We start from the raw sequence: 20,155 nt of genomic DNA, 5'->3' as shown, positions 1-20,155 counted from the left end.
GTGGCGGATCAGCCTTCCGGCGGCGATTCGATCATGCCGAGCGCGTGCAGGTAGGTGTCTAGGATGGCTTCCTCTTCCATGCGCTCCTGCTCGTCCTTCTTGCGCAGCGCCACGACCTTCTTCAGGATCTTGGTATCGAAGCCCATTCCCTTGGCTTCGCCATAGACGTCCTTGATGTCGTCGGCGATGGTCTTCTTTTCTTCTTCCAGCCGTTCAATGCGCTCGATGAAAGCGCGAAGCTGGTCGCGGGCGACGCCATGAGCATCAGACATCGTGTTCTCCTGGTTGGGGATGATCAATTTTGAAGGCACGTGACTGCCGCGAAGCGGCGTCACGGTCAAGCCCGTTGTCGGCTGCCTAAGCTATTTGTGTGGGTTGTTCAGGTCAAAAGCAGCCTTTTGCACAGGCGAGGCCTCGTTCTGGTGAAGATTCTTCCACTCTTCATAGGGCATGCCGTAGACCATCTGGCGCGATTCGTCCCTGGTCATCGGGACACCTTCGGCCTCGGCGGCTTCGCGATACCAGTTCGACAGGCAGTTGCGGCAAAAGCCGGCCAGGTTCATCAGGTCGATATTCTGAACGTCGCTGCGGTCCCGAAGATGTGCGAGGAGGCGGCGGAAGGCGGCGGCCTCGAATTCGGTCTGCTGTTTCTTGCTGAGCGTGCTCATCTCGCTCTCCTTTCCATCAATAGAGGCCAATCCTTCAATAAGGACCCGTGCGCGAGAGATGGACGTCGTATTCGTGCAAGGTCGGATCGGCATTCATCGCCGCAAAGATCGGCGCCAGGCGTTCGGCCCATGCTGAGATGCCGCCCTCGTCTGCGATCAGATCCTGGCGCACCTCGAGCAGCGCATGCGGAATGCCTGTCATCATGCAGTGGCGGTACATGGTATCGCCCTTCAGCGCGCCGTCATAGGGTTCGTTGTCGCCGACGATGAGATCGGGATCGGCGCGCAGCAGGTCGAGCAGCGGGCCGACGGCGCGGTGATCGCTGTCCCAGAGCACGGCGGCGTGCCAGGGGCGGGGAACGCCCTTCCAGGCCGGCGTGAAGGAATGCAGCGACAGCACCAGCGGCGCCCGGCCGGTGGCGTTCGCCACCCTGTCGATCGTTGCGGCCACGGCATGGTGATAGGGGCGGTGGAAGGTTGCGATCCGGTCGTCCCATTCCTGCGGCGTGATCGGGTGATTGCCTGATATGACGGCGCCGTCCGATATTTTCATGATCAGCGTCGGATCGTCCTCGCCGCGGTTCGGGTCGATCAGCAGGCGCGAGAAGCCGCCGAGCACCGCGGGTACGCCGAGGCTCGCCGAAAGCTGCCGCGTCAGACCCTCGATGCCGATGTCATAGGCGATGTGACGGGCGAAGGCCGCCTCCGGCAGGCCGAGCCGGCCATAGCGCGCGGGAAGGCGGTTCATCGCGTGATCTGCGAGGATCACCATGCCTTTGTCATGTTTGCCGGATAGAATTTCGAAGGATTGGAAGTCGTCCATCAGGAATTACCGATCGTCATTGCACAGCCGGGCGCAGTGATCGCATGCGTCTGCGCCACGTTCAAGCGCCGCAGTCGGACAGAGGCTGAGCCGGACCCCCGACGGGCGGTTTGGGAAAGGAAATATAATCGATTAGCATTGCGTTGACTTTCGCTTGACGGCGGCGCAAGAAGACACGGATACGAATAACCGTGGAGCTATTTGGGAGCCGTGTTGATCCAAGCCGCGCCAAGTTTCCTCACGCGGTCCGGACCGCTGGTCCGTCTCGCTCTGTTCGCTCTTGCAGCTGTCATGCCGTTTTTTATCGCAGATGCCGCACGCGCCGATTTTCGCGTCTGCAACGGAACGCAAAATCTCGTCGGCGTCGCGATCGGCTATCGGGCCAAGGATGGCTGGATGACGGAAGGCTGGTGGCAGGTGCCGGCAACGACCTGCGCCACCTTGATCGAGGGAGAATTGCAATCGCGTTATTATTACCTCTACGCAGAGGACGCCGCCCGGGGAGGACGTTGGACGGGTGACGTGCAGATGTGCGTGGCGGAAAACGAGTTCAAGATCACGGGCGTGCAGGATTGTTATGCCCGCGGTTACCAGAAGATGGGATTCAAGGAATATGACACGGGCCGCCAGGGCAGCTGGATGGTCCAACTCTCCGACACCCCAGGGACGCAAGAAAGCCAGAATTGATGAAGCGTAATCGCAAAATTAAAATCCTCGCCACCCTCGGGCCAGCCTCCGCCGAGGAATCGATGATCGAGAAGCTGCACCAGGCCGGTGCCGATGTCTTCCGCATCAATATGAGCCATGCGAGCCACGACGTGATGCGCACGCTGATCCAGCGTATCCGCTCGGTCGAAGCCCGCTCCGGCCGGCCGATCGGCATTCTCGCCGATCTGCAGGGACCGAAACTGCGTGTCGGCAAATTCGTCGACAGCAAGGTCGACCTGAGGCCCGGCCAGACCTTCACGCTCGACAACAACGAAGCGCTCGGCGATCAGAACCGCGTCTATCTGCCACATCCCGAGATCCTGGAATCGGTGCAGCCCGGCCACCGCCTGCTGATCGACGACGGCAAGCTGGCGCTGCGCGCAGAAAAATGCGACGGCAAGAGCATCGTTTGCACCGTTATTTCGGGCACCCGCATCTCCGACCGCAAGGGCGTCAGCCTTCCCGACACGCTGCTCGGCGTCGGCGCGCTGACCGACAAGGACCGCGCCGATCTCGACGCCGTGCTTGCCACCGACGATGTTGACTGGGTGGCGCTGTCCTTCGTCCAGCGTCCCGACGACCTTGCCGAAGTGCGCAAGATCGCCCGCGGCCGTGTCGGCCTGATGTCGAAGATCGAAAAGCCGCAGGCGCTCGAGCGTATCGAGGAAATCATCGAGCTTTCCGATGCATTGATGGTCGCCCGCGGCGATCTCGGCGTCGAAATGCCACTTGAATCGGTTCCCGGCATCCAGAAGCAGCTGATCCGCGCCTGCCGCCGTTCGGGCAAGCCGGTGGTCGTCGCCACGCAGATGCTGGAATCGATGATCTCGGCGCCGGTGCCGACGCGCGCCGAAGTCTCCGACGTCGCAACCGCCGTCTTCGAAGGTGCGGATGCCGTCATGCTCTCGGCCGAATCGGCCTCGGGCGACTATCCCGTCGAAGCCGTCTCGACCATGGCGTCGATTGCCACCGCCATCGAGCGCGAGCCGCATTATCCCGGCATCATCTATGCCCAGCGCGCCCAGCCGGAAGCGACCGGTGCCGATGCGATCTCGCTGGCCGCCCGCCAGATTGCCGAAACGCTGAAGCTGTCGGCGATCGTCTGTTACACGTCGTCGGGCACGACAGGCCTTCGCGCCTCGCGTGAGCGTCCGCAGGTGCCGATCCTGGCGCTGTCGCCGATCATCAAGACGGCACGCCGCCTTGCCGTCGTCTGGGGCCTGCACTGCGTCGTCACCCATGACGCGACCGATCTCGACGACATGGTCAACCGCGCCTGCCGCATCGTCGCGGACGAGGGCTTCGGCAAGCCGGGCGACCGCATCATCATCTCGGCGGGCGTGCCGCTCGGCACGCCCGGTGCCACCAACATGATCCGCATCGCCTATATCGGCTCTGACGGCCAGAGCGGCATCTGATCCGATCGTATCCGTTCGAAGCCCGCCGCCTCAGTGAACTGAACCCCCGAAGGTTGATATCCAACTTTCCGGGTTCAGTTCACAGGAGGTGGCGGGCTTTTTCTTTGACGGGGCGGCATTGCCAAGGGCTGCGGTGCATGCAAGTTTCGATCCCTGGGTTCGGAGGATCATCATGGATATCGTCACGCTTCTGGCTTTCGCAGCCGTTTCCTTCGTCGGCATCGCCACACCGGGGCCTACGGTGCTGCTGGCGCTGACCAACGGTTCGCGGCATGGCCTGCGCCGGGCAATTGCCGGCATGATCGGCGCGGTGCTTTCCGATTTCGTGCTGATCGGCGCCGTCGCGATCGGGCTCGGCGCCTTGCTGGCGGCATCGGAATTCTGGTTCTCGATGCTGAAATGGGCAGGTGCCGCCTATCTCGCCTTTCTCGGCATCATGCTGCTGCGCTCGAAGGGCACGATCGATGCGGCGCTGAAGCCTGGGGCGCCTGCGGGGGCGGCGTCGCCCGTCTCGATCGGACTGAAGAGCTTCATGGTCGCGGCGACCAATCCGAAGGGCTATCTGTTCTTCTCGGCCTTTCTGCCGCAGTTCATCGATCCGGCCCTGCCGCAGGCAACGCAATATGCGTTGCTGGCGCTCACCTTTGCCGCGCTCGATTTCCTCATCATGTTCGGCTACGCCTTCTTCGGCTCGCAGGCGGTGCGTTTCCTGAAAACCTCGGGCGCCCTCTGGCTGGAGCGCGCCTGCGGCGGTGCGCTGCTGGCGCTGGCCGGCTCGCTCGCCCTCTACCGCCGGGCCACCGTTTGAGTTCAGGTTCGAGCCAGGGATAGGTGACCGACGCGATAGGCCAGCATGTGCTTGCCGCTCTCGGGGAGCTCTCGCCATAGCCTGAAGCGTACCTGTGTCCATGTCGTGGGCTCAAAACCGCAGAGGGAGGCAAGGGCGCGGCCTGTCGCAACCTCGGCTTCAGCCTCAGCGCTTTCGGCGCTGCGAATATCGGCAAGCGGTGCGTAAGGCTCGATTTGCAGGATCTCGCGGGTGGCAAACCTGGCTGCGGCGATATCGGGCGAGATTTCCGCCCGCCAGACGATCCAGGTTTTTACCTGCGGCCAGCCGAAGGCGCCGGCGAGCGTTTGGAAAGCGGGGGCGCAGAGGAAGTCGCTCGCCCCTTCCGGCTTTTGCCAGAGATAGAAGGGTGCGTAGAGGTTTTCACGGCTGGCGAATTCGCCTCTGCGGGCGCTGAGATAGGCCTTGAAGCTGAGATTGGGAAAGCCGTCGAGCAGCGGACCTTTGTCGCGGATTCGGTGGTCGATGATCGACATGTCGTAATCGGCGGGCAGGGTGAAGCCGTATTGCATGGCGATCATGGTCGTGCCTCCACCGGCTGCAGCCATTCGACGATGCTGCCGTTTTCCGTCGCCTGAATGCTGAGATAGCCGAAGGGGCTGTCGTCTGCGGCACCGTGCCAATGGCGCTCGCCGGGCGCAAACCAGACGGCATCGCCGGCGCGCAGTCCCTCGACGGGACCACCCTCGCTCTGCGCCAGTCCATGCCCCGAAAGCACGTAGAGCAACTGGCCTCGAGGGTGCGTATGCCAGCGGGTGATGGTGCCGGGTTCGAGTGTGGCGCGCATGGCAGTGTTTTCGCCGTCGGCGCCGCCTTCGAGCAGCATCTCGACCCAGAAAGGCGCGGTTGCGACACCCTCCGGCGAGCGGACCGCCTTTCCGGGGCGCCTGACGGTCATCGCCTTCGGGTTTGAAACGCTCATCTTTGACCTCCGGCCGCCCGCAACCGCCAATCAGGATTGGTCATTTGGGCGATGCCGTTGCCGAAGGACCAATCATCAGGGGCACTGGTGCTGATGACGATCATCACATCCTCGGGCCGCAGGCCCGGTGACTGCGCCAGCAGATCGGCGAGCCGCCGATAGAGCGCTGCCTTCATCTCGGCCGTGCGGGGCCGGCCGATGGTGATCGAGATATAGACGAAATCGTTGGAGCGCGGACCGGCGAGATAGCTGCGGTCGAAGATCAGCTCGTTTTCGTCATGCTGATGGATGGCCTGGAAGCGGTCGTTTTCGGGCACGTCGAAGGTCTCGACCAAGGCGCGCTGGATGGTGTCGGCGAGGGCAGCGAGATAGTCCGGCGATTTGCCTTTGCGAAGGGAAATGCGAACGAAGGGCATCAGGATCTCCATGGTTCAGGCCGTCATCAGCCTTGACAGCGGTACCATCGCGCGGCACGATGATGCTGAAAATCAGAATATTATGAACAAATGATCCTGAAAATTGGTACTGTACGATGCGGCGAACGATCTTCGATCTCGATGTGCTCCGAACCTTTTCGACCGGCATGGAGCTCGGCAATTTCGCCAAGGCGGCCGAAAAGCTCGGACGCTCCACCTCGGCGGTCAGCGCGCAGCTTAAGAAGCTGGAGGAGCAGGCGGGTACGCCGGTCTTCCGCAAAGCGGGACGCGGGCTGGCGCTCACCGATGCCGGCGAGACGATGCTCGGTTATGCCAGGCGGCTGCTGGAGTTGAACGACGAGGCGGCTGCGGCCGTGCATAGCATCGAGCTGGAAGGCTGGGTGCGGCTTGGCCTGCAGGAGGATTTCGGCGAGACCCTGCTGCCGGAGGTGCTCGGCCGCTTCGCGCGGGCGCATCCGAAGGTCCGGATCGAGGCGCGGGTCGTGCGCAATGTCGAACTGCTCGAGCGCGTCACCTCAGGCAAGCTCGATCTGGCGCTTGCCTGGAGCGACGGTGCGCTGACGGCGCATTGCGAGCGGATCGGCGAGGTGCCGATGCGCTGGATCGGACCTGCCGAGGGATCGCCTGGCTGGCATGCGGCAAGCGGCGAGCCGATGCCGCTCGCCTCGCTGGAGGCGCCGTGTCTGATGCGCAGCGCGGCGACCCGGGCGCTTGACGCGGCCGGCATTTCCTGGCGGCTCGCCTTCGTCAGCCCCAGCCTCGGCGGCCTCTGGGCAGCGGCAGCCGCGGGTTTCGGCATCACCATCCGCACACCAATCGGCCTGCCGGCAAAGGTCCGGCCGCTGGCGCCGGAGACGATCGGCCTGCCTGATTTGCCAAAGCTCGGTCTGGTCCTGCATCGGGCCGAAGCCGAACCGCAGCCTGCTGCGGCCCGGCTTGCCGAGCTCGTGCTGCAGTCGGTGCATGGCGCGCTCAGCGGGACGGCCTGACATCGTCGCATTGACCCTGCGGTCGCGGGGCTATAGCTTTGGCTTGTTATGAAAATGATCATTCTCAATATCGCCACGGCCTTCTTCTTGAGCCTTTAAAGCTCTGCCTTCGGGCATCGGAAGATGCGGTCGCTTACCAGCCTTCGCGGCTGGCGCGTTGCCGTTGGTGTAACCATCCTGCATCTGGCCAAGGAAAGAGCCTGCAGGTTTGGCGATAGAGAGATATTTCATGACATCAAATGTTTACCCGCCGGCGCTGAGCGCTGCGCAGATCGAGCAATTCATCGAGGACGGCTTTATCCGGATCGACGAGGCTTTTCCCCGCGAATTGGCGGAGGAAGCTCGTGCCATCATGTGGCGCGATATACCCTTCGATGCGGATGAGCCAAGAACGTGGACGCAGCCCGTCGTGCGGCTTGCCGGCTATGGCGGAGGACCGTTCGAGAAAGCCGTCAACACACCGGTATTGCATTCGGCGTTCGACCAGCTTGTCGGCAAAGGGCGCTGGGAGCCACGCAGCGGGCTTGGAAGTTTCCCGGTGCGATTTCCCCATCCGGACGATCCCGGCGATGCCGGCTGGCATGTCGATCTGAGCTTTCCCGGTGTGGCATCCGATCCGAACGAGCAACGCGACTTTTCCGCCTGGCGGGTGAATATCACCTCGCGCGGGCGGGCGCTGCTGATGCTTTTCCTGTTTTCGGATGTCAGAGAGGAGGATGCGCCGACCCGCATCCGTATCGGCTCGCACAAGGATATCGCGCGCCTTTTGGCACCGGCGGGTGAGGCGGGTATGGCGCATCTCAGGTTCGAGCATGTCGGCGAAGACCGGCCGCTGGCCTTGGCGACTGGGCAGGCGGGCACGGTCTATCTGTGCCACCCGTTCCTTATCCATGCAGCGCAAATGCATCGCGGCAAAGAACCGCGCTTCATGGCGCAGCCCGGCCTGGCACCTTCCGAACCTCTTCGGCTCGAACGGGAGGACGGCGCCTATTCGCCGGTCGAGATGGCAATCCGCCGGGCGCTTCACTCCATCTGACGGCTGAATGCGGCATTCGGCTCGAGAGAGCCGGATGCCTCACGACTTGCATTTGTTATCGGGCGTCCCCCGGGCGGCGGGCTGCCTTGGCTGCCTGACGATGTCATCAGCCGAAGCGTTCGAGTGCCATGGCGAAGATATCGGCATCGACGTTGCCGCCCGATGTGACGGCGACGATCGTGTCGCTTTCCAGCGCCTCGCCGTGGAAGAGGGCGGCGGCGAGTGCCACCGCGCCGCCGGGCTCGACGACGATCTTCAGCCTGACGAAAGCGAGCGCCATGGCGCGCAGCGCCTCCTCGTCGGTAACGACGATGCCGGCGCCGGCGAGGCGCCTGAGGATCGGGAAGGTAATATTGCCGGGCTGTGGCGTCAGGATCGCATCGCAGAGCGAGCCTGATATCGACGCGTTGCGTTCGATCCTGCCGGAGGCGAGCGAGCGGGCGGTGTCGTCGAAATCCTTGGGCTCGCAGGGGCGGACGCGAAAGCCGGGAGCGCTGGCTTCGAGCGCAAGTGCGATGCCGGAGGTCAATCCGCCGCCGCCGCAGGGCACGAGGACTTCGGCTGATGTCACGCCTTCCTCTTCCGCCTGCTCGGAGATTTCGAGGCCGGTCGTGCCCTGGCCGGCGATGACAAGCGGTTCGTCGAAGGGCTTGATCAGCGTCAGGCCGCGCTCGGCCGACAGCTTGGCGCCGATCGCGTCGCGATCCTCGTTGACACGGTCGTAGAGGACGACGTCGGCGCCGAAGGCGCGGGTGTTGGCGATCTTCAGCTTCGGTGCGTCGCTCGGCATGATGATGACGCAGGGGACATTGTGCAGCTTGGCGGCAAGCGCGACACCCTGGGCATGGTTGCCGGAGGAGAAGGCGATGACACCCTTCGAGCGTACCGCCGGATCGAGGCCGGAGACGGCTGACCAGCCGCCGCGAAACTTGAACGAGCCGGAATGCTGCAGGCATTCGGCCTTCACGAAAAGGCGCCTGCCGGCGATCTCGTTGAGGAAGGGAGAGGAGAGAAGCGGCGTGCGCCTGACGTGACCGCGCAGACGGGCGCGGGCGGCGACAATCATTTCGATGCTGACCATTCGGGAATCGTCCTGCTTGCGGGTTCGCTCATGCTTAGGGTGCGGCAAGCCGATTGTGAACGGCGACTTTGTCACCGTGACATGAATGGAGGCTGCGATTGCCGCCCACGCTCCGCCGGCCGTCAGTAGCCGCTTGCCGAGCCTTCCGCTGCGCGGCTGTCCATGGCGCCATTATACCGGGCACCGCCGCCCTTTTCGATGGCGGCGAGACTTTTGCCGCCGACGAGGATGCCGGCGGCTTGGCCCCAGAGCGGCGCGTCATTGCCGCCATCGAAGCTGTAGCCCATGGCGGCGAGGGTCTTTTCCGTATCGGGCGAAATTGCATAGGGTTCGAGATAGATCTTGTCGGGTTGCCATTGATGATGGATCCGCGGCGCGTTCACCGCCTGGCTGATATCCATGCCGAAATCGACGACGTTGAGGATCGCTTCCAGCGTGATGGTGATGATGCGCGAGCCGCCGGGGCTGCCGATCACCATGAAGGGCTTGCCGTCCTTGGTGACGATCGTCGGGCTCATCGAGGAGAGCGGCGTCTTCTTCGGTGCGATGGCATTGGCTTCGCCCTGCACGAGGCCATAGAGGTTCGGCACGCCGGGTTTGGAGGTGAAGTCGTCCATCTCGTTATTGAGCAGCACGCCGGTGCCAGGGGCCACGACGGCAGCGCCGAAGGAGCCGTTCAGCGTATAGGTGACGGCAACGGCATTGCCCTCGTCGTCGATGATCGAATAATGCGTCGTCTCGGTGCTTTCCTTGCCGCCGAGCGGCTTCAGGTTCACCGAAATGCCGGCCTTGTAGGGATCGATCTTGGCGACGATCTCCTTGGCATAGGCCTTGTCGGTGAGCTTTGCGACCGGGTTCTCGACGAAATCGGGATCGCCGAGCGCAGTATTGCGGTCGACATAGGCGTAGCGCATGGCCTCGACCATCACATGCACGGTGTCGGCTGACCCGTAACCCAGGTAGGAAAGCGGATAGGCTTCGAGAACGTTGAGGATCTCGCAGATGATCACGCCGCCGGAGGAGGGCGGGGGCGAGGAGATGATGTCGTAGCCGCGATAATTGCACTCGACCGGCTTCAACTCGCGCACGGCGTATTGCTCGAAATCTTGCTTGGCGAGGATGCCGCCCTTGGCCTGGCTTGCCTTGACGATCTCCTCGGCGGGCGCAGCCTTGTAGAAGGCATCAGGACCTTTTTCCGATATGGCTGCCAGGACCGCGGCAAGATCGGGCTGCTGAAGCTTTTCGCCCGATGCATAAGGTTTGCCATCGGGTTTCAGAAAGATCTTCGCCGCCGCCTCGTCTTTGGCAAGGCGCTTGGCACTGCCGGCGAAGCTTGCGGCATCACCCTGTTCCAGCGTGTAGCCTTCCCTGGCGAAGCGGAGCGCCGGCGCGATCAGATCCTGGCGCGGCTTTGTCCCATATTTCTCGCGTGCGGTTTCGAAGCCCATAACCGAGCCGGGTACGCCGACGGCAAGATAACCGTCCAGACTGGCGCGCGGCACGATATCGCCCTTGGCATCGAGATACATGGTTTTCGTCGCGGCAAGCGGGGCGCGTTCGCGGAAATCGAGAAAGGTCTTGGTGCCGTCCTTCAGGCGAATGGTCATGAAGCCGCCGCCGCCGAGATTGCCGGCCGAGGGATAGACGACCGCCAGCGCATAACCCACGGCAACGGCTGCATCGACAGCATTGCCGCCGCTCTTCAGCACCTCGACGCCGACATCGGTCGCCAGATGCTGGGCGGTGACGACCATGCCGTGCTCTGCCTCGACAGGCGCGGGCGAGGCCGCAAAGGCCGACGTCAGGCTCAGCGACAGTGCCGCTATGACGGAGATTGTCCCGATATGCAGGCGGCCCATGATTTCCCCTCCTATGGACAATGATGGAAAGCATATGGGGCTGCGGCAGCCTCAGGCAATGCAAGGGATTGGTTTTATGTGACGAGTTCCAAAGCCGGAGGAGTCATGCGCCGTGCAGGGCGCCTGACCCCAACGACGCCGCCGTCGCCACCGTCCGATCGGGGGAGGCGGCGGCGAGTCTCTCCTCGGCCCGGCGGGCGATTGCTTGCAGGTCCCGCGGCTTGCCGGCGATCTTCTCAATGGCGGCGATGGCGACATCGGTTGCGAGATAATCCGGCTTGTGGCCGACGCCGCGAACGGTGATGAGCTCAGAGCCTGTTATATCGCGGGCCAGGCCGCGTGAATGCAGGTGCTCCCAGACGATCGCGTCGCTGTCGCCCGTTATGATGACAGTCGGCGCAGTGATCTGCGCATAGAGCGGCGACTGTTGCTTCACATAGGCAAGCAGTTTTTTGAAATCGGCCGCGTTGTTGTGGAACGCGTCGGGTCGCAGCACCAGCGACGGACCGGTCTTTTCAATGTAATCGGCCGGGCGCGGATTGGGGCGGAAGACGTTCAGCGTGCCGCGCTCCAGCCGGCTCAGCCCAAGCGGCACGACGATCGCGTGGTTGAAGAGCCAGCCGAGGACCGGCACGGTTGCCACGTGGTAATACCAGTCGATGCCGCCCGGCCAGGGGTGGGTGGCGGGTGCCAGGAAGAGCAGGCCCGCCGTCTTATCGGGATGGCGCAGGCCGAAGGCGGCGGTGACCGCGCCGCCGAAGGAATGGCCGACGATAACCGCCTTTTCGATGCCGCGTTTTTCCATCAGCTTGGCGATTGCATCGGCCTGACCGGAGGGCACAGCGTTATCGGGACCGCCGCGTTCGGAATAACCGTGACCGGGACGATCGACGAAGAGCATTTCCGCCCGGCCTTCGAGTGCGGCGCGAAAGGCGACGACCTGGTCGAGAAGATTGCCGCTGGCGCCGTGAATGAAGACGAGCGCCGGCAGATCGGCGTTTTCGGGACGCTCGATATGGACGGCATTCATGCGATAACCGCCGACATCCGTCATTTCGCCGATATTCGGATAGGTCTGTTCGAATTGCCGCGCCTTGTAGGAGGAGTAACCGATGGCGGCGGCGAGCGGGGCGAGAAGAGCGGAAACTTCTGCAAGCATGATTTTAACGGGCGATAGTTGCGGCTGTTTTGCCGAGAGAGGACGCGCCGCGTCTTTTCCCGTCTACGGTTCTAAATTGCGCGGCTTGGCCGGAGATCAAGATCACGCCTCGAGGATCACGTGCGATTGCCGGCGAGTTTTTCCGCAAGCGTGTTGGCCTGTTCCTGCGCGGTGCGTTCAGCGGGATAGATATCAAGAAAACGCTCCCAGGCCTTCAAGGTCAGCTGGTCGTTGCCGGAATTGCTGAGGATCGCCGCCAGGCCGGAGAGCGCGCCGAAATGGCGCGGCTCGAGATCGAGCACACGTTCGATGTCGGACATCGACTTGCGATAATTGCCCATGACGAAATTCAGCGTCGCGCGGCGATTCCAGCTTTCGGCATAATCGGGTTTCAGCGCTATCGCCTCGTCAAGGAAATCGAGGGCGGCGGGATTGCGCTTTTCCTCGATCGCCTTGTCGGCCCATTGCATCAGCAGATTGATGGTGGCGCTGCCGGAATCGTTCCATTCCATGCGGATCTCATTGGCGATACCGCTGGCTTTGTCGGGGTCGCGCTCGCGTTTCAGCTGACTGAAGAGCTGGTCGAGGTGCAGTTTCGGCGAAGAATTGACATCCGCCTGCTCGACGATAACGTCCTTTTCCGCCGCAATGGCCGGAAAGGTGGACGTGAGGAGGGTGAGGGCGAGCGGCAGCGCCGCTGACGTCAAAGCAAAAAAGCGCATGGCGGACATATTAGCCCGCCAACGCCGAAGATCAAACAAATTTGACGTGATCACCGCAGTGACCGACCGGATATCCGCCGGAGCAAGCTCACGCGGGCAAGCGATCCGGACGCGCGAAATCAGCCCTGACGAGCCTTAAAGCGCGGGTTCAGCTTGTTGATGATGTAGATGCGGCCCTTGCGGCGAACCAGACGGTTGTCACGGTGGCGAGCCTTGAGCGACTTGAGCGAATTCTTGATCTTCATTTTTCTGATCCGCGATCTCTGTGGGGGAATTCACATTCGCCCGTATCTTTAACAATCAAAAGCGCGCCATCGGGCGCGCTCTTTAGGTGGGGGAGCAGATACCGCGTCACCTTTTCCGTGTCAACCGCATGACGGTGTTTTTCCCAAGGCGCAAAGGTGTTTTCTCAGGCCGAAACCGGTGATTTCGGCGTCAAGGTGGTGACATGGCCCATCTTGCGGCCGGGGCGCCATTCGGTCTTGCCGTAGAGATGAACCAGCGTATCGGGGCGCTGCAGCCAGCCGGGAACGGCCAGGATATCGTCGCCGATCAGGTTCTGCATGACACAGTCGGAATGCCGTCCGGCGTCTCCCAAAGGCAGACCGGCAACGGCGCGGATATGCTGCTCGAACTGGCTGACGACGCAGGCGGCCTCCGTCCAGTGGCCGGAATTGTGGACGCGCGGCGCCATCTCGTTGGCAATCAGGCCGCCATCGGCAAGCACGAAGAATTCGATGCCGATAACGCCGACATAATTCAATGCTGCGAGGATCGTTTCGGCCGACCGGCGCGCGGCGTCCGCCGTCGCCGGCGAGATCGTAGCCGGAACCGTCGAGGTGTGGAGGATGCCGTTGCGATGGACATTTTCGGCGGGATCGAAGCAGACGACCTTACCATCGGTGGCGCGGGCGGCGATGATCGAGATCTCGCGCTCGAAAGCGACGAAACTTTCGAGGATCAGCGGCACGGCGCCGAGCGCGGCATAGGCGCCATCAGCGCTGTCGGCCACCGAGCGGAAAACCTTCTGGCCCTTGCCGTCATAGCCGAGACGGCGGGTCTTCAGCACGCCCTGGCCGCCGAAATCGTCAAGCGCCATTTCGAGATCGGCCTGGCTGTCGATCGCGTGGAAGCGGGCGGTTGTTATGCCGCAGCCATTGAGAAAACGCTTTTCGACGAGGCGGTCCTGGGCGGCTTCCAGCGCCTTCGGTGGCGGATAGACGGATAGGCTTGCCGAGAGCGTCTCAGCGGCTGCGACCGGCACGTTCTCGAATTCATAGGTGACGACATCGCAGAGATCCGCGAGTTCGGCCAATGCCGCCGGATCGTCATAGGCGGCGGTAATCTGCCGGTTGGCGAGCTGGGCGGCCGGGCAGTCCGCCTGCGGCTCGAGAATGACCGTGCGAAAATTCAGCCTGGCGGCAGCGATAGCCAGCATGCGGCCGAGCTGGCCGCCGCCGATAATACCGATCGTTCCTACAGTCATTGGTCGTCCATCGGGTATTCGGCGATGGCGGCACTCTGACGTTCGCGCCATTCATCGAGCCGGTCGGCGATCTCTTCGTCGGAAAGGGCAAGCACGGCGGCGGCGAGCAGTGCGGCGTTGACCGCGCCGGCCTTGCCGATGGCGAGCGTCCCGACAGGAATGCCGGCCGGCATCTGCACGATCGACAGAAGACTGTCCTGGCCGGACATGGTTTTCGACTGGACCGGCACGCCGAAGACCGGCAGCGGCGTCATCGATGCCGTCATGCCCGGCAGGTGGGCGGCGCCGCCGGCGCCGGCGATGATGACCTTGAAGCCCTCGGCGCGCGCGCCCTTGGCGAAATTCGCCATGCGGTCGGGCGTGCGGTGCGCCGAAATGATGCGCGCGTCATAAGGGATTTCCAGCGCCTCCAGCGTGTCGGCGGCGTTCTTCATGGTCTCCCAGTCGGACTGGCTGCCCATGATGATGGCGACGGAGGGTCTGTCTGTCGTCATTGTTATCCCCCTCAGGCGATGATGTCAGGGATGATCTGATCTTCCAGCTTCGAAAGCCTGTCCTTGATGACGAGCTTCTTCTTCTTCATGCGCTGGATCCGCAGAGCATCGCATCCGATCTGGATCATGGCGTTGATCGCGGCGTCGAAATCCTCGTGCTCCTGGCGCAGCCGCGCCACGGTGAGCCTGATTTCCGCCTGTTCCTGATCGGCCATATGCATTCCCCGTTATCGTCCTCGGACCTTGTCCGACCTGCCGATGATTTCCGCAAGCTCCTATCACCAAATACAGGTAACGGCTAGTTAGTCTTGATCATGAAATTGCCATCCGGTCTTCATCTTTTGGCCTTCGACAAGCCTTCAAAAATATGTCACAGTCCGCCGCGTTGACACCTTGATCCCCGACGATGTTGGCCGGGGAGGGTAAGAGGAAGGAAGGGTCAAATGACAGTTCAAGCTCATCTTGAATCACTCCAGAAAAAGCATGTCGCTCTCGAGGAGGAGCTGCACGCGCTCAGAACAGCTCCCTCCATCTCCGATACGGAAATTGCCGAATGCAAGCGCCGCAAGCTGCGCATCAAGGACGAGATTATGCGTCTCAAGTCATCCGTCCACTGATCTTCCCAAGGGTCGCCGGTCGATCATCTTGCGAAAGAAAAGGTAAATCCATCCATTCCGCCTAAAATCAGCAAGAACCGGTGATTTTACACCAGAATTGCGCCAGCCCGATGCCAGCGGCATTGCGGCTGGCGCTTTTGCGAGCGCCACGGCACAACGCATATATCAAAGTGCTTATGCCGTTGATCTGCCTGCCATTTCGGTCAACGCTTGATCATCGAAGACAGGGCAAATGCCGTCAGCGTGTCGCGCACCCCTTGCAGCGCCGAAACCTCCTGCCAGATTTCGCGGATACGGTCTGCCGCGCTTGCTTCAACCCGCACGACCAGGTCGAATTCACCGCTCATAACGTCGCAGGAAATGACCTCCGGTATCCCTTTGAGCGTCTGGATGACGTCGCCGCCGCGCATGCGGTCGTGGCGATACACGAAGATCATCGCTGTGATGGCTGCGGCCCGCGTTTTTCCCTCACCCACGACAATCGTATAGCCCTGAATCAGGCCGTCGCGTTCCAATCGCTCGATGCGTTGGCGAACGGCGTTGCGCGACAGGTGGACCTTTTCGGCCAATTCCGCGTGGGGAATCCGGCCATTGCGGGTTAGCTCGGTTAGAATGCGTTCGTCGGATCGGTCGAGGATACGCTTCATGGCCGTATTTCCTCAATGCAGTCCTTGGCGGAGAGGAAGACCCGCTGTGTGGCGGATTCGAGATCGGTTAGCCTGCCATCCTGCGCAAACACGGTGGCGGCCGCTGCCATGACGAAAGCCGGCACGGCCCGCCACTCCGCTTCGCTGAGGAACCTGATGTCTTCGTAGCCAGCGAGCAATGCGCTGACCAGCGTCCTCTCAAGAGTGCCGCTTGCGGTCACAGCCCAATGCAATATGACGGCAGCGAGTTCGGCGATCAGAACATCATCATGGCGCAAGCGGAAATTGATGACGCCGCTCACCATCTCGTCGACGAAGAAGACGTTGTCGCGATTGAGTGCGCCGTGCACGGGACCTTTCGGCAGCCCAAGTGACGCTCGTTTCGCCGGCCGCCCCAGCGTCTGGTGGATTCGCGCGACACAGGTCCCAAGCGCACGGCATTTGGCGGGAGTGACTTCGCTCAGTCGAGAGCCTGGCATAAAACCGACAACCGCGACAAGCTTGTCCGACACGGTAATCGTCGCCGCACCGGCATCAGTGCGGAAGGTTGCCGGACAGGGAATGCCGGCGCCAGAGAGCGTTTCCATCGTGCGGAAGGCAAGTTCGAGGTCGAAGGGGTCGGCCCCGTTTTCGAACAGGGTGACGATGAACTCACCCCGCCCGGAGCGGAAAAGGTAAGTCGTTTCGGCGTCGCCATCGGCAATGCCGATAACCGATGTAAGATTGCCCAGGCGATAGGTCGTCGCGATCCGGCCGCAATCTGCCTCCGACAGATCCGTGAAAACAGCCATTTTTGCTTTCCTTCAGTGTTGTACCGACTCGTAGGCCTCGATGTTTTTGATGCCGAAGATCGTCTCGATCTGAGCTGCAGGCAAACCGCTGTCGCGCTCGACCGCCTCTCGCAACGGAATTCCTTCGGCAAGCGCAGTACGGGCAAGCGCGGCCGCCCGGGCGTATCCAACGAAGGGATTGAGGGCTGCGGCAAGAAAGAGAGCGCCATCATGAAGCGCGCGGCAGCGCTGGGAATCTGCCTCGATCCCGTCGATACACCGAGTGCGAAGCGCATCCATTCCCCTCACCAACAGCCGCATGGATTGCAGGATGTTGAGCACGATAATCGGTTCCATGGCATTCAGCTGGAGTTGCCCCGCGCTGGCAGCGAGTGTGACCGTCAAGTCGTTGCCAATGACCTGGAAGCTGATCTGGTTCACCAATTCGGGGATCACCGGGTTGACCTTGCCCGGCATGATTGACGAGCCCGCCTGCATGGCCGGAAGACGGATCTCGCCAAAGCCGGCGCGCGGACCACTCGACAGCAGGCGGAGGTCATTGCAGATCTTCGAGAGTTTCACCGCCATACGCTTGAGCATGCTCGATACCGAAACAAAGGCGCCAGTATCGGACGTAGCCTCGACGAGATTTCGCGCCGGGCGAACGGCGATGCCGGAGATCGTGGATAGCTGCGCACAGACTGCAGCCGAGAAGCCCGCAGGCGCGTTTACGCCGGTGCCTATTGCCGTTCCGCCGAGATTGACCTCACGCATCAACTCGGCGGCGCCGAGAAATTGCGTGATGTCTTCTTCCAGCGTCTCGGCAAAGGCTTCGAACTCCTGACCAAGGAACATTGGTACGGCGTCCTGAAGCTGCGTTCTCCCGACCTTAACAATACCGCCGAAGGCTTCCCCTTTGCGCCGGAAGGCGGCCGCCAGAGCAGATAGCGCCGAACAAAGGTTTTCGCCTTCCCGCAACACAGTCAGCCGGATTGCAGTGGGATAGACGTCGTTGGTCGATTGGCAAAGGTTTACGTGATCATTTGGATTGACCGCGTCGTAGCTGCCAGCCTGCCGGCCGATCTCCTGAAGCGCCAGATTGGCGATGACTTCGTTGACGTTCATGTTGGTCGAGGTGCCCGCGCCGCCTTGCATCATATCGATCGGAAAGTGTGGCGCCAGGATTTCACCGGCGATCAGCCTGTCGCAGGCCCGATCAATCGCGCCCGCGATCGCGGGGTCGAGCAACCGCAGCTCCAGATTGGTGGCGGCCGCAGCTTTCTTGACCATCGCGAAAGATTGGAGAAACCCGGGAAAATCCTGCAGTTTGATGCCGGAAATGTCGAAATTATCCACTGCCCGAAGCGTATGAATGCCGATCAGAGCATTGGCCGGCAACTCCCGACTACCCAAAAGATCTGTCTCGATGCGCGTTGTCGCCATGGTCCCGCTCCTCCTTTCTCTCCGCTCAGTCTGAAATAGCCTGATCAAGATCGACGAGCAGATCGTCGGTCGCTTCCAGCCCGACCGACAGGCGGAACACGCCATCGCCGGCAAACCGGCGGTAATCCTCAAGCTGCTTGCCGGTCAGCTGATAGGTGGATTTCATCATCTCCTGTGTGTCGAGCAACACGACGATCGAGCGCTGATGACCGAGCGAGAAGGTGTAGTGGGCAACCTTGAGGCGCTCGGCGAGTTGTCGCGCCACCTGGCCGGGATTCTTCACCCGGAAGGTCACGATCCCCCCGAACACATCCATCTGGTGCTTCGCCAGATCATGCTGAGGATGGGAAGCAAGTCCGGGATAAGTCACGGCCTCCACAGCGGAATGGCCCTGAAGGAAGGCCGCGATCTTCGCGGCCGACTCCGAGATCATGCGGATGCGGGGAAACAGCGTATCGATGCCGCGCATGATCAGCCAAGCGTTCATGGCCGGCATCGACGCACCGAGATAGACGCCGGCGCGCGAGCGGATTTTCTCCACCAATTCCTTACGTCCGCAGACGACCCCGCCCAATGCGTCGCCATGGCCGTTAATGAACTTCGTGAGCGAATGGATGACGAGATCCACGCCTAGCAAGAGCGGCTGCGTGGCCACAGGGGTGGCGAGCGTCGAATCGACCGACATCAAAGCCCCGTGTTTTCGCGCAAGCTCGGCAATGGCCGCAAGGTCGGTCAGACGCAGGATCGGATTGCACGGACTTTCGCAATGGACGAGCCGCGTGTTGGACCGGAAGGCGGCCGCCACGTCTTCAGGGCGAGACATGTTGACCGGCGTAACCTCAATGCCGTAGTCCGGCAATATACGCCGGGCGAGCTCGTTGGCGCCGGCATAGCAAACATCGCTCAGGATCAGATGGTCGCCCTTCTTGAGGAAGGTGAAGAACGTGGCTCCGATCGCCGCGACGCCCGTCGCCGTGGCCATGGCGTCGTCGGCTCCCTCGAGCGCCGCGAGTCGCTGTTCCAGTTGGCGCACGGTCGGGTTGGTCCATCGCGCATAGAGAAAGGGCAGCGCCGTCAGGTCGTCGACGCCATCGGCGGAAAATGGGCCGCCACCAGGTATGAACACATTGTTGACCGACATGGAAATGTTCGGGGCGATCGCTTTCGTCGCCGGGTCGATAACGAGCCCGCCGTTCAGGGCCAGGGTTTCTCGACTGGGCCCCGTGTTTGCGGCAGGCACTACCCTGCGCTGGTCGATGCCGCACGCGGGCAGATCTGACGGTCTTGTTACGGTCATTGCATTCTCCGATAAATTTCAAACGAGAGCGTCAGCGCCTCGCCGGCACCTGGCTTTCGACAATGCGAAAGGCGCGCGTGATGACGATGGTGAGGCAGAGATAGAAGATGGTGACGACGATCAGAGGCTCGTAGACGAGCAGCGTGTCCTGCCTGATCTTGTAGGCGACGGCATAGAGATCCATCACTGTGACGGTGAAGGCGAGCGGCGTTGCCTTCAGTTGCAGCACCACCTCGCCGGTGATCGTCGGCAGGGCGATGCGGATCGCCCGCGGCAACCATATGCGTCGCAGAAGCGTCAGGTGGGTCATGCCAAAGGCGCGACCGGCTTCCAGTTCGCCTTTCGGCACCGCAAGCAGCGCACCGCGCAATACCTCGGCCTCGTAGGCTGCGTAGTTGAGCGTGAAGCTGACGGCAGCGAAGAAGAAGCCCTCGCGCACGATCGGCCAAACGAAACTTGAGCGCAGACCCGGGATCATCGGCAGCAAGGATCCGACACCGTAGTAGAGCAACCACAATTGAATGAGCAAGGGTGTGCCGCGCAAACAGGTGCAGTAACTTTTGGCGCACCATCGCAGCCAGTAGGGTCCGCCGATCTGCGCGAGCGCAAGACCAATCGCCAGGACGAACCCGAGAGCGACCGAGATGACAAGCAGCAATACGGTCTGTGTCGCGCCCGCAACCAGAAGCGGCCAATAGTTGGAAACCCATGAGAAATCCACTGTCTATCCCC

At 62.1% G+C, this 20,155-nt stretch carries 26 protein-coding genes; 6 read left to right on the top strand and 20 right to left on the bottom strand.

Features of this window, described 5'->3' with window-relative positions; translation table 11 throughout:
- Window positions 1-8: 8 nt before the first annotated feature.
- From AF337_RS27850 to AF337_RS27840, 3 genes are all read right to left on the bottom strand, one after another.
- Window positions 9-272 (bottom strand): DUF2312 domain-containing protein, encoded by a 264-nt coding sequence (locus AF337_RS27850; RefSeq protein ID WP_003585771.1) that lies wholly within the window; start codon window positions 270-272, stop codon window positions 9-11.
- Between the two features lie 90 nt (window positions 273-362).
- Window positions 363-668 carry a DUF1244 domain-containing protein gene (locus AF337_RS27845; protein WP_049734682.1) on the bottom strand — a complete coding sequence of 102 codons (306 nt, stop codon included), beginning with the start codon at window positions 666-668 and terminating at the stop codon, window positions 363-365.
- Window positions 669-702: 34 nt separating this feature from the next.
- Window positions 703-1,491: an N-formylglutamate amidohydrolase gene (locus AF337_RS27840; RefSeq protein ID WP_049734681.1), complete on the bottom strand. Its 789-nt coding sequence runs from the start codon at window positions 1,489-1,491 to the stop codon at window positions 703-705.
- Window positions 1,492-1,692: 201 nt separating this feature from the next.
- Between AF337_RS27840 and AF337_RS27835 the strand changes: the two genes are divergently transcribed.
- The 3 genes from AF337_RS27835 to AF337_RS27825 all read left to right on the top strand — a co-directional run bounded on the left by AF337_RS27835 (window position 1,693) and on the right by AF337_RS27825 (window position 4,425).
- Window positions 1,693-2,178 (top strand): DUF1036 domain-containing protein, encoded by a 486-nt coding sequence (locus AF337_RS27835; RefSeq protein WP_088937611.1) that lies wholly within the window; start codon window positions 1,693-1,695, stop codon window positions 2,176-2,178.
- Window positions 2,178-3,617: a pyruvate kinase gene (gene pyk, locus AF337_RS27830; RefSeq protein WP_049734679.1), complete on the top strand. Its 1,440-nt coding sequence runs from the start codon at window positions 2,178-2,180 to the stop codon at window positions 3,615-3,617. The genes AF337_RS27835 and pyk overlap by 1 nt, the downstream gene beginning before the upstream one ends.
- Before the next feature lie 172 nt (window positions 3,618-3,789).
- Window positions 3,790-4,425 carry a LysE family translocator gene (locus AF337_RS27825; protein ID WP_049734678.1) on the top strand — a complete coding sequence of 212 codons (636 nt, stop codon included), beginning with the start codon at window positions 3,790-3,792 and terminating at the stop codon, window positions 4,423-4,425.
- Window positions 4,426-4,427: 2 nt separating this feature from the next.
- On the opposite strand, the gene AF337_RS27820 is transcribed toward AF337_RS27825, so the two are convergent.
- The 3 genes from AF337_RS27820 to AF337_RS27810 are packed head-to-tail and all read right to left on the bottom strand — an operon-like array spanning window position 4,428 to window position 5,802.
- Window positions 4,428-4,985 (bottom strand): DUF4865 family protein, encoded by a 558-nt coding sequence (locus tag AF337_RS27820; protein WP_049734677.1) that lies wholly within the window; start codon window positions 4,983-4,985, stop codon window positions 4,428-4,430.
- Window positions 4,982-5,386, bottom strand: a complete 405-nt coding sequence (locus AF337_RS27815; protein WP_049734676.1) for a cupin domain-containing protein — start codon at window positions 5,384-5,386, stop codon at window positions 4,982-4,984. Before AF337_RS27815 ends, AF337_RS27820 begins: the two co-directional genes overlap by 4 nt.
- Window positions 5,383-5,802 (bottom strand): tautomerase family protein, encoded by a 420-nt coding sequence (locus AF337_RS27810; protein WP_049734851.1) that lies wholly within the window; start codon window positions 5,800-5,802, stop codon window positions 5,383-5,385. The genes AF337_RS27815 and AF337_RS27810 overlap by 4 nt, the downstream gene beginning before the upstream one ends.
- A gap of 116 nt (window positions 5,803-5,918) precedes the next feature.
- Here AF337_RS27810 and AF337_RS27805 point away from each other — a divergent pair, with 116 nt between their 5' ends.
- Window positions 5,919-6,812: a LysR substrate-binding domain-containing protein gene (locus tag AF337_RS27805; RefSeq protein WP_049734675.1), complete on the top strand. Its 894-nt coding sequence runs from the start codon at window positions 5,919-5,921 to the stop codon at window positions 6,810-6,812.
- 30 nt (window positions 6,813-6,842) lie between these two features.
- On the opposite strand, the gene AF337_RS42660 is transcribed toward AF337_RS27805, so the two are convergent.
- Window positions 6,843-7,043: a hypothetical protein gene (locus tag AF337_RS42660; RefSeq protein ID WP_152971215.1), complete on the bottom strand. Its 201-nt coding sequence runs from the start codon at window positions 7,041-7,043 to the stop codon at window positions 6,843-6,845.
- On the opposite strand from AF337_RS42660, the gene AF337_RS27800 reads away from it, so the two are divergent.
- Entirely contained in the window at window positions 7,042-7,848 is an 807-nt protein-coding gene (locus tag AF337_RS27800; RefSeq protein ID WP_049734674.1) for a phytanoyl-CoA dioxygenase family protein, read from the top strand. The two genes, AF337_RS42660 and AF337_RS27800, sit on opposite strands and share 2 nt — an antisense overlap.
- Window positions 7,849-7,954: 106 nt before the next feature.
- On the opposite strand, the gene AF337_RS27795 is transcribed toward AF337_RS27800, so the two are convergent.
- The 8 genes from AF337_RS27795 to AF337_RS27760 all read right to left on the bottom strand — a co-directional run bounded on the left by AF337_RS27795 (window position 7,955) and on the right by AF337_RS27760 (window position 14,864).
- Window positions 7,955-8,929, bottom strand: coding sequence for a threonine ammonia-lyase (locus AF337_RS27795; protein WP_049734673.1), 975 nt, complete (start codon window positions 8,927-8,929; stop codon window positions 7,955-7,957).
- A 122-nt stretch (window positions 8,930-9,051) separates the two neighbouring features.
- Window positions 9,052-10,788: a gamma-glutamyltransferase gene (gene ggt, locus AF337_RS27790; protein WP_049734672.1), complete on the bottom strand. Its 1,737-nt coding sequence runs from the start codon at window positions 10,786-10,788 to the stop codon at window positions 9,052-9,054.
- A 103-nt stretch (window positions 10,789-10,891) separates the two neighbouring features.
- Window positions 10,892-11,947 (bottom strand): alpha/beta fold hydrolase, encoded by a 1,056-nt coding sequence (locus tag AF337_RS27785; protein ID WP_049734671.1) that lies wholly within the window; start codon window positions 11,945-11,947, stop codon window positions 10,892-10,894.
- A 116-nt stretch (window positions 11,948-12,063) separates the two neighbouring features.
- Complete coding sequence (locus tag AF337_RS27780; protein ID WP_049734670.1) at window positions 12,064-12,678, bottom strand: tetratricopeptide repeat protein; 615 nt, start codon at window positions 12,676-12,678, stop codon at window positions 12,064-12,066.
- Between the two features lie 110 nt (window positions 12,679-12,788).
- The gene (ykgO, locus tag AF337_RS27775) at window positions 12,789-12,914 is read right to left on the bottom strand and encodes a type B 50S ribosomal protein L36 (RefSeq protein ID WP_003566454.1); all 126 of its coding nucleotides are present in this window, start codon (window positions 12,912-12,914) and stop codon (window positions 12,789-12,791) included.
- 164 nt (window positions 12,915-13,078) lie between these two features.
- The gene (locus tag AF337_RS27770; RefSeq protein WP_049734669.1) at window positions 13,079-14,155 is read right to left on the bottom strand and encodes a 5-(carboxyamino)imidazole ribonucleotide synthase; all 1,077 of its coding nucleotides are present in this window, start codon (window positions 14,153-14,155) and stop codon (window positions 13,079-13,081) included.
- Entirely contained in the window at window positions 14,152-14,649 is a 498-nt protein-coding gene (gene purE, locus AF337_RS27765) for a 5-(carboxyamino)imidazole ribonucleotide mutase (protein WP_049734668.1), read from the bottom strand. Before purE ends, AF337_RS27770 begins: the two co-directional genes overlap by 4 nt.
- An 11-nt stretch (window positions 14,650-14,660) precedes the next feature.
- Window positions 14,661-14,864: a YdcH family protein gene (locus AF337_RS27760; protein WP_003566445.1), complete on the bottom strand. Its 204-nt coding sequence runs from the start codon at window positions 14,862-14,864 to the stop codon at window positions 14,661-14,663.
- Between the two features lie 228 nt (window positions 14,865-15,092).
- Here AF337_RS27760 and AF337_RS40945 point away from each other — a divergent pair, with 228 nt between their 5' ends.
- Window positions 15,093-15,266 (top strand): YdcH family protein, encoded by a 174-nt coding sequence (locus tag AF337_RS40945; RefSeq protein ID WP_003566443.1) that lies wholly within the window; start codon window positions 15,093-15,095, stop codon window positions 15,264-15,266.
- 203 nt (window positions 15,267-15,469) lie between these two features.
- Here the strand turns inward: AF337_RS40945 and AF337_RS27755 are convergent, their stop codons facing one another.
- From AF337_RS27755 to AF337_RS27735, 5 genes are read right to left on the bottom strand one after another with little or no spacing between them, the layout of a single operon-like run.
- Window positions 15,470-15,913: an Lrp/AsnC family transcriptional regulator gene (locus tag AF337_RS27755; RefSeq protein WP_049734667.1), complete on the bottom strand. Its 444-nt coding sequence runs from the start codon at window positions 15,911-15,913 to the stop codon at window positions 15,470-15,472.
- Complete coding sequence (locus AF337_RS27750; RefSeq protein WP_049734666.1) at window positions 15,910-16,704, bottom strand: phosphotransferase; 795 nt, start codon at window positions 16,702-16,704, stop codon at window positions 15,910-15,912. Before AF337_RS27750 ends, AF337_RS27755 begins: the two co-directional genes overlap by 4 nt.
- A 12-nt stretch (window positions 16,705-16,716) precedes the next feature.
- Window positions 16,717-18,126 (bottom strand): aspartate ammonia-lyase, encoded by a 1,410-nt coding sequence (locus AF337_RS27745; protein ID WP_049734665.1) that lies wholly within the window; start codon window positions 18,124-18,126, stop codon window positions 16,717-16,719.
- Window positions 18,127-18,151: 25 nt separating this feature from the next.
- Window positions 18,152-19,423, bottom strand: coding sequence for a trans-sulfuration enzyme family protein (locus tag AF337_RS27740; RefSeq protein ID WP_049734664.1), 1,272 nt, complete (start codon window positions 19,421-19,423; stop codon window positions 18,152-18,154).
- A gap of 31 nt (window positions 19,424-19,454) precedes the next feature.
- Window positions 19,455-20,144: an ABC transporter permease gene (locus tag AF337_RS27735; protein WP_049734663.1), complete on the bottom strand. Its 690-nt coding sequence runs from the start codon at window positions 20,142-20,144 to the stop codon at window positions 19,455-19,457.
- Window positions 20,145-20,155: the final 11 nt, after the last annotated feature.

Source organism: Rhizobium ecuadorense, assembly GCF_001187535.1.
Classification (GTDB): domain Bacteria; phylum Pseudomonadota; class Alphaproteobacteria; order Rhizobiales; family Rhizobiaceae; genus Rhizobium; species Rhizobium ecuadorense.
Note: the sequence above shows the minus strand (reverse complement) of the source record. Positions and strands in the feature narration are given on the sequence as shown.